Origin of the sequence: Candidatus Contubernalis alkalaceticus (assembly GCF_022558445.1) — a bacterium.
GTDB lineage: Bacteria > Bacillota > Dethiobacteria > SKNC01 > SKNC01 > Contubernalis > Contubernalis alkaliaceticus.
This window is the reverse complement of sequence record NZ_CP054699.1, coordinates 374,835-388,307: the sequence shown is the minus strand read 5'-3', so window position 1 is coordinate 388,307 and position 13,473 is coordinate 374,835. Positions and strand designations below refer to the sequence as shown.

The 13,473-nt window shown below is 40.9% G+C and carries 12 protein-coding genes; all 12 read right to left on the bottom strand.

All coding sequences use genetic code 11. The features are described 5' to 3' along the window. Positions 1 to 204: 204 nt before the first annotated feature. The 12 genes from HUE98_RS01835 to HUE98_RS01780 all read right to left on the bottom strand — a co-directional run bounded on the left by HUE98_RS01835 (position 205) and on the right by HUE98_RS01780 (position 13,453). Entirely contained in the window at positions 205 to 1,890 is a 1,686-nt protein-coding gene (locus tag HUE98_RS01835; RefSeq protein WP_241422189.1) for an Rne/Rng family ribonuclease, read from the bottom strand. Between the two features lie 89 nt (positions 1,891 to 1,979). Further along, positions 1,980 to 2,642 (bottom strand): TIGR03936 family radical SAM-associated protein, encoded by a 663-nt coding sequence (locus tag HUE98_RS01830; RefSeq protein ID WP_241422188.1) that lies wholly within the window; start codon positions 2,640 to 2,642, stop codon positions 1,980 to 1,982. Continuing rightward, positions 2,626 to 4,506 carry a TIGR03960 family B12-binding radical SAM protein gene (locus HUE98_RS01825; RefSeq protein WP_241422187.1) on the bottom strand — a complete coding sequence of 627 codons (1,881 nt, stop codon included), beginning with the start codon at positions 4,504 to 4,506 and terminating at the stop codon, positions 2,626 to 2,628. Before HUE98_RS01825 ends, HUE98_RS01830 begins: the two co-directional genes overlap by 17 nt. Before the next feature lie 235 nt (positions 4,507 to 4,741). Further along, positions 4,742 to 5,614, bottom strand: a complete 873-nt coding sequence (locus HUE98_RS01820) for a M50 family metallopeptidase (protein ID WP_241422186.1) — start codon at positions 5,612 to 5,614, stop codon at positions 4,742 to 4,744. Between the two features lie 19 nt (positions 5,615 to 5,633). Then, positions 5,634 to 6,455, bottom strand: a complete 822-nt coding sequence (locus HUE98_RS01815; protein ID WP_241422185.1) for a M23 family metallopeptidase — start codon at positions 6,453 to 6,455, stop codon at positions 5,634 to 5,636. Between the two features lie 81 nt (positions 6,456 to 6,536). Further along, on the bottom strand, positions 6,537 to 7,640 hold the full coding sequence (gene rodA, locus HUE98_RS01810; RefSeq protein WP_241422184.1) for a rod shape-determining protein RodA: 1,104 nt from the start codon (positions 7,638 to 7,640) through the stop codon (positions 6,537 to 6,539). Positions 7,641 to 7,699: 59 nt separating this feature from the next. Further along, a complete protein-coding gene (gene mrdA / locus HUE98_RS01805) occupies positions 7,700 to 9,574 on the bottom strand; it encodes a penicillin-binding protein 2 (RefSeq protein WP_241422183.1) in 1,875 nt (624 codons plus the stop codon). Positions 9,575 to 9,591: 17 nt separating this feature from the next. Continuing rightward, positions 9,592 to 10,137, bottom strand: a complete 546-nt coding sequence (gene mreD, locus HUE98_RS01800; protein WP_241422182.1) for a rod shape-determining protein MreD — start codon at positions 10,135 to 10,137, stop codon at positions 9,592 to 9,594. Next, positions 10,100 to 10,987: a rod shape-determining protein MreC gene (gene mreC / locus HUE98_RS01795; protein WP_407080273.1), complete on the bottom strand. Its 888-nt coding sequence runs from the start codon at positions 10,985 to 10,987 to the stop codon at positions 10,100 to 10,102. Before mreC ends, mreD begins: the two co-directional genes overlap by 38 nt. An 18-nt stretch (positions 10,988 to 11,005) precedes the next feature. After that, positions 11,006 to 12,046, bottom strand: coding sequence for a rod shape-determining protein (locus HUE98_RS01790; RefSeq protein WP_241422181.1), 1,041 nt, complete (start codon positions 12,044 to 12,046; stop codon positions 11,006 to 11,008). Positions 12,047 to 12,157: 111 nt separating this feature from the next. Next, positions 12,158 to 12,853, bottom strand: coding sequence for a RadC family protein (radC, locus tag HUE98_RS01785; RefSeq protein WP_241422180.1), 696 nt, complete (start codon positions 12,851 to 12,853; stop codon positions 12,158 to 12,160). Positions 12,854 to 12,877: 24 nt separating this feature from the next. Further along, positions 12,878 to 13,453, bottom strand: coding sequence for a Maf family protein (locus HUE98_RS01780; RefSeq protein WP_241422179.1), 576 nt, complete (start codon positions 13,451 to 13,453; stop codon positions 12,878 to 12,880). Positions 13,454 to 13,473: the final 20 nt, after the last annotated feature.

Below are 13,473 nucleotides of genomic sequence, written 5' to 3'. Positions count from 1 at the left end.
CCCACCCTAAAATTTTTTTATACCTTATAATAAGTAAATAGAAAAATTCTGGTAAAAAAGGATAATATTAAAATAACATTTCCTTTATGAATGAATATTATACCAGAAAACGAGTAAAAATCATTTTTGTTAAGCAATTAACAACAATAACATAGTATCATTAATTTGTCAAATATTATTTTTTCCGGTTGAACTTACATTTTGTTATTGTTTCATCACCTTAGCTTTTGCATAAGTTTTAGCCACGTCCGTTATTTCTACTTGTACTTCCTCTCCCACATAAGCACCCCCCGCCTGCACATCAATCACAAAACCTTGAATCCGGGCAATACCATCGTAAGGATTATTCAAGTGGGGCTCTTCAATTTTCATCAGGTAAACCTCTCCTATATTAACCGGAGAGGCCAGCCTGGAAACTTCCTTTTCCTCTCCAATCATGACCACTTTAAATTTTTCGATATGCATGATATCAGAGCCGCGAATATAAATAGATTTGTTGGTTTCCTCCTCCAGCTTTTTTAAATTGATTCCATTACTACCTATTAACATGGCCGCTACATTCTGGTTAACCTCTAACAATATGGCCTCTCCTTCTTCTTCCGTAAGCATTTTCTTCAACAGCCTTTCAATTTTCCCACTCATTACTTCCATGGAAAAAATTTTACCTTTGCCGTCACAGTAAGGACAGGGCTGCATTAAGACAGCATCCAACCCCTGTCTTACTTTTTTTCTGGTCATTTCAACCAATCCAAGGTTAGTAATTCCCAATACATGAGCCTTGGTACGGTCTTTCTTTATATTATCTTCCAGCACCTGAATTACCATTTTTTCGTGTTTCTCGTTACTCATATCAATGAAATCAATAATAATAATTCCTCCGATATCCCGAAGCCTGATCTGTCGGGATATTTCCTTGGCCGCGTCCATATTGGTTTTAAAGACTGTGTCCTCCAGATTCGTGCTGCCGATAAATTTACCGGTATTTACATCAATAACCGTGAGAGCCTCTGTCTGGTCAAACACCAGATACCCTCCACAGTTCAACCAAACAGTCCTTCTTAAAGCCTTTTCAATTTCATTTTCCAAGTTGTACTTCTCAAAGATAGGTTTTTCTCCCCGATAATAAAAAATTTTATTTTTTAGAGAGCACGATATATAGTCTAGAATTTCTAAAACCTTTTCATATTCATATTTTGTATCGATTAATAACTGGTCAATATCATCATTAAACAAGTCCCTCACAATGCGGTAAATAAGATTTAAGTCCTGATGAACCAAGGCTGGAGCATCTTTTAACGTCATCCTTTGTTGAATCTTCTTCCACATTTTCCGCAAGAACTCCATGTCGTTACTTAAATGTTCCGATTTCTTTCCTTCCGCCACGGTTCTCACTATCAAGCCCATATCCTCAGATTTTATGGTATCTCCAAGATTCTTTAAGCGCTGTCTTTCCTCAGGTTTTTCAATTTTCCGAGAAACCCCGATATACTTCACTGTTGGCATTAATACCAGGTAACGACCCGGTAAGGTAATCTGACAGGTAACCCGGGCTCCTTTGCTTCCAAAGGGTTCCTTTATAACCTGCACTAATATTTTATCACCTACCCGTAACAGTTCCTCGATAGACTTGTTGCGGCTGCCCTGACTTGACTCATCACTATCTTCTAAAAGCACATCATCAACATATAAAAAAGCATTTCTCTCCAACCCGATATCCACAAAAGCTGCCTGCATTCCCGGCAGCACATTGGCCACCACTCCATAATAAATATTGCCAACAACCCTTTGATGAATTGGACGCTCTATATATATTTCCACCAGTTCACCCTGTTCTAATACAGCAACCCTGGTCTCCCGATTGTCACAGTTTACAATAATTTTATTGTTCATTTGTTTCAACTCCTGTTCTTATCCACTGTCTCCCCTATCCTAATTTTTTTGCCCTCTAAATAAACTCACACCAGCCAAAATGAGTCTTATCAGTTTTGAATAAATAATTTTTCTCGATGTGCCTTCCGTTCCAATATTTCCAATGAATGCTCTTCCATGAGCAGGTCCAGTATTTCTAACGGTTTTACACTGCCCCCCGGACCGGCTTTTATGTGCGCCCTTATTTCTCCCAGGTAGCTGCTGTCCATGGAAAGCACTTCAATTTTTATAAGGAAAGGAATTACATTAATCTTTTTTATTTTCTTCTTGGAGCGCCTGGTTATAATGGCTTCCTCTTTTTTTAAAAACTTTTCTACTATATATTCCAGGTCTTTTTTATCCAAGGGCTTTGCTGTCTTAAATTTAATTAAATATTCAGCCGAGTTGAGCCTGGACATTAAAGATGTTTTTTCCAGAGATATTTCCTCTACATGATTAATACAAATTCCTTGCGGCAGCTGAGATAAGAGTCTTTCTCTTACCTCCTGGGGAGTCAACGGCTCCATAATTTCAGCCTCAAGGTATTCACAAACGCTGGTGTATCCCAAGGGTAAAGCAGAAGCGAAAGAAAGCTTGGGTTGAGGATTAAACCCTCCTTTCATAGCTATAGAAAGATTCGCCCTTCTAAAGGCCCGAATGAACAACCGCTGTAAATCTAGATGAGATATAAATCTTAGCACGCCTTCCTTGGTAAAATTAAACAGTAGTCTCACTAACACTTCCTCCCATATCCTTTAAGCCCTCAAAATTGCAGACACCACAGCCCTGACAACGGTTTTCCCTACAATCAGGGGTTGTCCTGCCCTCTCTAGACAGATTATGCTCTTTCATTAAATATTTACGGCTTACCCCGGTATCAATATGATCCCAGGGCAGTACTTCCTGGGGATGGAAAGTTCGATTAGCAAATGATTCGGGGCATAAGCTAGAGAGGGAAAAAGCTTCCTGCCATTTTTTATAATCCATTTTTTCCCACCAACTGTCAAACTTACAGCCCAACTGCCAGGCTTTAAAAATCACTTCTGAAATCCTGCGGTCCCCCCGACAGATTGCAGATTCCAGTAAACTGGCCTCGGGTTCATGCCAACTATAAGCCAGGTTTCTTCCCCTAAGCCTTTCTTTAAGAAATGCCTGCTTGCTTTTAATCTCCTCTAAAGAAATTTGCGGTTCCCACTGATACGGAGTATGGGGTTTGGGAACAAAAGTGGAGGTGCTGACAGTAATTTTTAATCTTCCCCAACGTCCTTTGTCCTCAACTGTTTCTCTGAATCTTTGAACTACCTTTTTGGCCAGCGCAGCAATTCCCTCTAGATCCTCCTGCTGTTCCGTAGGAAGGCCTATCATAAAATAAAGTTTTATACTGTTCCAACCTGCCCGAAATGCTTCAGTTACGGTATTTAGCAAATCTTCTTCTGTAACATTTTTATTAATAACATCTCTAAGCCTCTGAGTGCCCGCCTCCGGGGCAAAGGTTAGACCGCTTCTTTTTAATTCCTGAAGATTCTGGGCTAATTGAACTGAAAATGAATCTATCCTAAGTGAAGGCAGTGACAAGCTAATTCCCTGATGATGTAATTTTTTCTGTAACCTTTGTATTAAAGACTCAACGTTACTATAATCACTGCTGCTTAGGGAACTGAGAGAAATCTCATCGTATCCTGAATGTTCTACAGCCTTAAAACAAATATCCGTTAATTTTTCCGGGGTCCGTTCCCGTCTCGGGCGATATAATACACCTGCCTGACAAAATCTACAGCCCCGGGTACAACCCCGAAACAGTTCCAACATAATTCGATCATGTACTATATTTATGTAGGGAACCATCCAACGAGTAGGGAAATATGCTTCATTCAGATCCTGAACTATTCTTCGTTTAACAACCATAGGAACTTCATTATTCAGAGGAACAATTTTAGAAAAAGATCCCTCAGATTTATAAAAATCTTCGTAAAGAGAAGGAACATAAATTCCTGGAATCTCCATAACCTGATATAAGAAGTCCAGGCGATTTTTATCCTCTGCATCTTTCCACTGCTCATATAAATCTAAAACTTCTAAAATGACCTCTTCTCCATCCCCCAACACAAAAAAATCAATAAAAGCAGACATGGGCTCGGGATTAAAAGCGGTGGGGCCTCCAGCAATCACGAATGGGTCCTCCAGACTCCGGTCTTTGCTTTTTATAGGAATACCTGCAAGATTCAGCATATTCAAAACATTAGTATAAGTCAATTCGTACTGAAAGGTAAAACCTAAAAAATCAAACTCCCTAATGGGGGAGGTAGATTCCAATGAAAAAAGAGGAAGGCCATTTTCCCTCATTTTTTCCTCCATATCAGGCCATGGTGCATATACCCTTTCCGCTGCAGTATTTTCTCGCAAATTTATCAGGCCGTATAAAATTCTCAACCCCAGGTGTGACATTCCTACTTCATAAACTTCTGGGAACGCCAGGGCAATTTTTACGTCACCTTCTTTGGGAATACTCTCTGAAGAGTTCCACTCACCACCGATATACCGGGCAGGCTTCTCCACCTGGAGTAAAATCTCATGTAGCTTTTTTCTAAGTGTGTTCATATAAAACTCCTGTCCACAATCCTTAGTTTATTCCAATCAAGTAAAATTATTTAAACAAACATTGTACTGCTGAACATATATACCCCAGTTAAACATAATACAAATATTATTATACCAAAATTATCTATTAATAATTCTTTTACTTTATTAATTTTTTACAATAAACTTCCTTTAACAAAGTTTAAAGAGGGGATGAGGGATTAAATGAGGTTGAAACTTGACAACTCTTGACAACCTATAATAAGTTTTTTATGGGTAGGTGCGACCCTCTTTTAAAAACAGCATCAATGATTTGTCCTTCGGTTACCGTTCCTTTAATTTTGTAACCCGGGGAAATTACCAGGACCATCTGATAATTTTTATGGGTGAACTGTTTTATAATTTCCTTCAGTGGGGTATCTTCCAATGCTACTATGTATCCAGCCTTTAGTATCCCCTCCCGGTCCAGTTCCCGGTGTTTTCGGTTCAGGTAACGCACAAAGACATAAGCTGCTTGATTTTGTTCCCTATGGGCAGCATAATATATAAAAGGTGCAATTAATAATAAACTATAATTTACTGCCCCATAATAAAATCCCAATATGCCTACCGTAAAGAAAATAACCGCCATGATTTTACTGATCAATACTGCTTGTTCTGTAGCCTTTCGGTATCCAAATCTTTTAGAGAGATTTGCCCGGAGCACCCGGCCACCGTCTAAAGGAAGTAAGGGAAGCAGATTGAAAGAAGCGATGAGTAGATTGCACCTTATAAAAAATAAAAGCAGTTCCTGGGCTAGAATATGAGAGTTTGTATATACAATAATGGCTGCCCCAACCATAAAAATATTAAAAAGGGGGCCCGCCAATGCTACCCTACTTTCTACCATTGGATCATATTCCAACAAATCATCAATATGAGCCATTCCCCCAAAAGGGAATAGTTCCACTTCTTTAACCCTTAAGCCATATCCCCGTGCTACTAAAAGATGAAAAAAATCATGCAGCAGGACCACTGTAAATAAGGTAACCGATTCCGCCAGACGACCCATTAGAGCATAAAAAAACAGGAAGAAGAAAAAAAGCCAGTTAAAAACTATTTTAACTCCAAAAATTCGGCCAATTTGCATTATTTTTAAAGTCCCCGGCCTAACTTGTGCCGGGGAAATAATCCAGGGGATCTACAGGATGCCCTAGTTTTCTAATTTGAAAATGTAATAAAGGATTGTCTTCTTCCTTTAAAAAACCTATGGTTTGTCCCTTTTCCACCGGGTCACTTTCATCAACTATAATTTCCCCCAGGCCAGAGTAAACAGAATTAAAACCCTTCTGATGTTCTACTTCCACAGTTTGGCCATATATGTTATCCTGATAAATACCCTTTACCTTCCCTGTCTCAACAGAAACAACCGTCCCCTCTGATGGACCCATTAAATCAACCCCATAGTACATCTGGCTAATTCCCGTAAAAGGATCATCCCGTAAGCCGAATTTTCCAGCAATCACTCCCTGTATGGGAAGAACAAAATCTAATTGCTTCTCTTTCCCCTGCTCCAGTGCTTCCGGTTCTTCCGGAGTCTTTTCCTCCAAGAAACCGAAAGGATATATTTCACTCATTCCTTTGAAAACAGATTCAAGATGCCGGGAATAACCAGGTAAATTCATATGCTCAGTGGTAGTATCATATATCTTTTCTCTTACGGTAACAGCCAAAGGAAAACTAAAAAAACTTAGAAGGTAAACAAATATCAATAATACAACTATAGCGAGAGTTTTTTCCCAAAGATATTTATGCATATAGACCAGATTGCTCAACGGAAATCTGGTCCATAGATCTTTAGGTTCCCTATAATCTTCTTCATAATCCCAATCCCAGTTATGCTCCTCTTGATTATTTTCTTTTTTCCTTTTTTGAATCTTCTCCCTGAGGCTAAAGCGGGGAAAATCCCCCCTCTTCTTTTTCCTGGTCATAACTTCACCCCTTACCAATAGTTTGTCCTCTACTATATTTATTGCGGACATTACTAAATTATGCATAAGGGGTAAATACTTTTAAAACATAATCTTATGCCTTCTCATCCCCACATTCAACACTATACCTATGGACAGCATATTTACTAAAAAAGAACTTCCGCCATAGCTCATAAAGGGCAGCGGCAGACCGGTAACCGGCATAATACTGATGGCCATACCTACATTGACGAGAACTTGAAACACCAGCATGGAGGCCACTCCCACACAAAGTAAAAGGCCAAAGGTATCTTTTGCAGCACTGGAAACCTTTAAAATTCGATATATTAAAAATAAATATAAACAAAGCAGGGCTACAGCACCCACAAAGCCTAATTCCTCTCCCAAAACAGAAAAAATAAAATCAGTATGTTGTGCAGGCAAAAAATCATAAATGTTTTGAGTCCCTTCAAAAAGCCCCTTACCCCAAATCCGCCCGGAACCAATGGCGATAACCGATTGGATTAACTGATAGCCGTAATGCAAAGGGTCCTGTTCAGGATTAAGGAAAATAACCAACCTCATCTTTTGATAGGGCTTCAGATTCAGCCACAGTAGTGGGAACCCCACACCCACCCCCATTATTACAGTCATCAGCAGGTGTTTTATTTTTGCTCCCCCCAAAAAGAGCATACCAAACAAAATAGCTAGAAACACCAATGATGTACCCAGATCCGGTTGTTTGAAAATAAAATACATGGGCACAGCTACATGAACAAAAGCAAGGAGAAGGTTTTTTGGGTTATCCATTTCCCCTTCCCTTTGCTCCAAAAGCTTAGCCAGGGTTATAATGATAGCCAGTTTTGCAACTTCTGAAGGCTGCAGATCAAAAAATCTCAAATCAATCCAACGCTGAGATCCTGCTGTTTCTCTTCCTATAAACATTACCAAAACCAAAAGCCCCAAATTAATTAAATAAATATAATTGGATAGACGGGAAAAATTAGAATAATCTATGCAGACAACCAGAAAAAGGCCAATCAGACCAGCGGCAATCCAGATGGCTTGTTTTTGTACATAATACCAGGGGTCTGCACTAAAGTTACTGGTAGCGCTGCTAATAACTACCAGTCCATATAAAGAAATAATTATCACAGTTAATAACAGAAGATAATCAAAGTTTCGCCATAGTTTGGGGTCAAACAATTAATATCCCGCCTCTTCCCTGCTTGGAAAATAAATTTTTAGAAAATATTACTTTATTCCTAATTTAAAGTAGATTCTTCATCGTTCTCCTCTTCTAAAAAATCCTCATGTTCCTCACCCTCTTCAGGTTCTTCTTCCTCCAGAAGGTTAAAATAACTCTGAACAATTCTTTCCGCAATAGGAGCAGAAGCCCCGCCTCCGGTTCCCCCATATTCCACCACCACAGCAAAAGCGATTTCCGGGTTATGGGCCGGGGCATAACCGATAAAAACTCCGTGAGTTTCCAGCCCCCTAATACCGTGCTGTGCAGAACCGGTCTTGCCCGCCACTGGAATAGGCAGACGTGCCAAAAAACCTGCGGTGCCACCAGGCTGACAAACCCCCTCCATGGCATTGCGCAGCAGTTGAAGGGTCTGATCAGATACATTTACCTTATGAAATTCCGGACTGGCCTGCCAAACTACTTCTTCCTCGTATGTTTTGGCCTGTTCCACCAGGTAAGGCTTGTAGTGCAGGCCTCCGTTAGCGATAATAGCCGCATAGTTTGCCAACTGCAGTGGGGTAAACTGGTGAAACCCCTGTCCGATGGCAGCATCCATGGTTTCTCCACCGTACCAAGGTAAATTTGGATAAGTTTCAAACTTAACCTCCCGACTGGCTACCTTACCGGCGCTCTCCCTGGGAATAATATCTGTTAGTCCGGCACGTCTTCCAAATCCGTACTCTCCTGCATAGTACGCCAGGCTGTCGATCCCCACCCTAACCCCCATCTCATAAAAATAGACGTTGCAGGAACGGGTTAACGCTCTATAAAGATTCGTTGGTCCGTGAACAGAACCCATATAGCATGTCTTGGTTGAACCATAACGGGTTAGACTTCCAGTGCAGCGAATGACTTCTGCCGGGGTCACCTTCCCCTCCTCCAGCGCTGCCGTAGCAGTAACCATTTTAAAAGTAGAGCCCCCAGGGTAAAGGCCATTGATTGCTCGATTCACCAGGGGAGTCAGATAAGTATCCTGACTTAATTCATTAAAATCTTGGGAATAAGTACTTAAATCATAATCTGGTACGCTGGCCATGGCCAATATCCTTCCGGAATTAAGTTCCAACACCACTGCCGCAGCCCCCCGGAGATTTTTATATCCCTGCTGCTCTCTCAGTTCCAGTCCTTCTCTTAAAAATCTCTGGACATCCCTCTGTAAATCGGAATCTAATGTAAGATAAAGGTCATTGCCCGGCACCGGTTCCCTTCTATCCCGAACCCCCACCATTCGTCCCCAGGCATTCACCTCTACCAGGATTTCTCCGTTATTTCCCCTTAAATATGGCTCCCAAGCCCGCTCAATTCCATCCTGCCCGATTGAGTCCCCTATTTTATACTCATAACCTTCAGAGGCCCACCTCTCAATATCACTTTTTTGAGCTGGAGTTGTGGATATTTGACCCATAATATGGGGAGCAAACCAACCGTCTACATAAAATCTAATGGGTTCCACTTCAATCATCACCCCAGGTAAATCAAGCCTTCTCTCCTCAATCCGGGCGACAGTCTCCATATCCACATCGGTCTTAAGCTTGATGGGCTGGTACCTTCGATAGCGCTGGTTGTTAATGTCCTTCTCAATATCCTCCACCTCTCGATCCAATATTTCACTGAGAAGTTTAATAACACTCTCCCGGTCCTTGGTTGGGATTTCCCCCAAAGAGACAGTAAAACCAGTGCGGTTGGATACCAGCCTCTCCCCATTAGAGTCAAATATTTCTCCCCGGGGAGCTGTTATAGGTAATACCCTAAGCATATTATCCTCTGAGCGCTTTTCATAATCCTCGCCATACACAATCTGCAGCTGTGCTAATCGAAAAACCAACACCAGCATGATTAATAAAGTAACAGCCAAAAAAAATCGAAGCCTTTTTATTACAGTCTTACTCATACAGGTACCTCCAACACTTATCTAAATGGTCTAAAAAATTTTTTTTCGTTGGCAAAATAAATAAAGAGATAGATAAAAGGAGTTAGGCAAAAATTGTACAATGCTTTGGGAAGAATTATCTGCATAAAAACAGTTCCCAAGGAAAGACGAGTCAATTCTCCTGATAAAATATAAACCAGCCCTTCCTGAAGCAGTGTCATAACTAAAACAACCAGCATTGGACCCAGCACAAAGTCACGATATATATTCTTTTCCGTAAATCCCGACAAATACCCGGCCAACATTTTAGTTAGTGCGAAAACCCCAAGAAATCGGCTGAAAAGGATATCCTGTATAAGTCCTGCTGTAACACCAACCAGGGCACCTTCTCTGCTGCCCCACATTATACTAAAGCAAACTACTACAATCAGTAATAAATCAGGCTGCCTGCCATTAAAAGTAAATAAAACCAACAGGCTTCCTTGAATTATTAAAGAAATTACCGTGATTAATATGATGTTAATCCTGCCCATAAGCATCTGTCCTTCACTCTTCCAGGCTTTCTTCCTCTTCCAAAGCCTCATCCTCCGGATAAACCCAAGTATGTGTGCTTTTTACCACGAATACTTCTTCCAGCCTGCTAAAATCTACCGCCGGATCAATTAATGCATACTTAAGTAATCCATATTCGTCATCACCTACTTCTATAACTTGTCCTATAACAAGGCCTGGGGGGAAAATTCCCCCTAACCCTGAGGTGACGACTACATCGCCGTTTTCTATTTCGGACTCCCTTAGGATATTTATCATTCGGCAGTAACCGGGTTGTTCTACAGAACCCTCCACAAACCCAATCACTCCAGTTTCTCTTGAATTCTGCACTACGCCACTGACTGCCCGGCTGGAATCAGACAAAAGCAGTACTTTTGAAGAATTTCTGGAGACATTAAGAATGTGTCCAACCAAACCATCGTTATTAATAACGGACATATCTATTGACACACCATCTGCATATCCTTTGTTAATAACAACTACACTAAACCACCCACTGGGGTCCCGGGCAGTCACTTTGGCCGGCAAAAGGGTGTAGGCACTTTTTTCTTGAAAATCCAGCATTTGCCTCAGCCGCATATTTTCCTGGTTCAGCTCCTCCAACTGGTTAGTTATCCTCTGATAGTCACCCAGCGACTGTTTCAGCTCAGCATTTTCACTGGCCAGATCATGACGATCTTTAAAATATTCAAAAAAATCCCTGACTTCTGTGCTGATTCCAGTTACTGCGTGCTGAAAAGGACTGACCACTGTTAAAATCACGTCCTCAACCAAAGTCACCTTTTCTCTCTCCCATTGAGATAGGTTCATAATTATAATCAAAAATATTAAAATAAGAATAAATGTCAATACTCTTTTTTTCTTATAAAGGGGGGTAAGCACTGTTTTATAACCTTTCTACTATATGATTTTTTTAGGAGAAATAGCAACTCTTTTTAAAAGCTCTATCTCTCCCAGCACTTTCCCGGTTCCCAGGGCCACGCAGTCCAATGAATTTTCTGTGATGATTACTGGCATTCCGGTTTCTTTGCTGACCAATGCATCTAAGCCGTGAAGCAGGGCTCCTCCACCTGTCATCACAATCCCTTTGTCCATAATATCGGCAGCTAATTCAGGAGGAGACTTCTCTAAGGTGACTTTTATAGCTTCTATAATACTGCTTACCGGATCAGCCAGAGCAATTTCAATTTCCTTGGCATTGATGGTCTGAGTTTTAGGAAGTCCCGTGACCAGATCTCTTCCCCTGATCTGCATGGTTTCCTGATCTTTTTCTTCGTTTAATAATGCAGTTCCAACGGTAATTTTAATTTCCTCCGCGGTCCTTTCTCCAATTAACAGGTTATAGTTCTTCTTAATATGAAAGACCACAGCTTCATCCATTTCGTCTCCAGCCACTCGAATAGATCTACTGGTGACGATTCCTCCCAATGAAATTATTGCAACTTCAGTAGTTCCACCACCAACATCCACAATCATACTGCCTGTGGGCTCTTCCACCGGCAAACCTGCTCCAATGGCTGCAGCCATGGGCTCTTCTATTAAGAAAGCCTCTCTGGCACCCGCTTGATTCGTTGCATCCAATACGGCTCTTTTTTCAACTTCGGTTACTCCCGATGGGACACATACCACCACTTGAGGTTTAAGAATTGATTTTCTTCGGTAAGCCTTTAATATAAAATGCCTGAGCATTGTCTGCGTAACGTCAAAATCGGCGATTACTCCGTCTTTCATGGGACGAATAGCAACAATATTGCCAGGGGTTCTCCCGATCATTCTCTTTGCTTCATCCCCTACAGCCAAAATACCTCCTGTGTCTCTGCGGATTGCTACCACGGAGGGCTCCCGTAAAACAATTCCCTTTCCCCTGACAAAAACCAGGGTATTAGCTGTTCCCAAGTCTATTCCTATATCTCTGGAGAAATATCTTAGTATGAATTTCAAATGAAATTACCCCTTTCTACTTTGAATATGCCTATGTGAATTAAACTACCTTTACATTATATCAGTCTTTTTTTTTAACTGAAACAGTAATAATATACCACTTTATTCTACCTATATTAGACCGCCTTCACGGAAGCTGTAATATCTTCCTTCACCGATAATCATATGATCCAATACTGTGATTCCAATGATATCCCCAGCTTGTATAATTCTTTTGGTAACCTCTATGTCTTCTCTGCTGGGAGTAGGGTCTCCACTGGGATGGTTATGTACTAATATCACTGAAGCACTAACCTTCTTTATGGCAACCGAGAATATTTCCCGGGGATGAACGATAGAAGAGTTAAGGCTTCCTATAGAGATTAGTTCAGTAGAGATTATCTGATTTTTTGTATTCAATAAAATTACTTTAAAATATTCTTTTTGATAGTATCGCATTTCTTCCATAAGATAGTCCGCCACATCTTTTGGCGAAGAAACATTCTTATCTTCTTGTTTTATGGAGGAAGCCATCCTGCGGCCTAACTCCAGTGCCGCTTTAATCTGGACTCCTTTGGCCAAACCAACACCATTTAGTTCCATCAGCTCTTCAATGGTGAGAAGAGGAAGTTCCCTCAAGCTTTCCGCCTTAGAAAGAATTTTTTCTGCCAGAGCAATGGCCGACTCCCTCCTGCTTCCGGTCCTGATAATGATAGCCAAAAGCTCAGCATTAGAAACTCTTTCGGCACCAAATCTAATCATTTTTTCCCTGGGTCTCTCCTCTTCCGGCAATTCCTTAATAGTGACGTGGTCCTTTTTGAACTTCATAACCTTTCACCTTTCTTATGCTGGTTAAAATATTTTTATTCCAAATTCCGTCAAAATCCCAGCCAGCTCAGACAGTGGAAGTCCAACCACATTGAAGTAACATCCCTCGATTCGTTTAACAAACAGCGCTGCTTTCCCCTGTATGCCATATGCTCCTGCTTTGTCTAAAGGATCCCCAGTTTTAATATATGAGTTTATTTCTTCATCCTTCAACTTTCTAAACCAAACATTGGTTGTAGAATATAAGGTCCTAATAACTTCGCTCTTTTTATCTAATACCGCCAGGCCCGTAGTGACCTGGTGGGAAGTTCCGCTTAACTTCTTCAGCATAACAAAGGCTTCCTCGGCAGAACCAGGCTTGCCCAAAAACTCATGTTCCGATACCACCACGGTATCAGCTCCAATAATAATACCATCATTTACCCTGGAAGCCACCTCTTCTGCTTTGGAACGAGCAAAAAAGACGGTCAGCATATGTTTTGTCATTTGTAACGTATTGTCTTCAATAAAGTTACTGGGAATTACCTGAAATTCCAGGCCCACCTGTTTTAAGAGGGATGCTCTTCGTGGAGAGGCGGAAGCAAGAATAAGTTGAGACATATATGAACTCCTTAATTTGT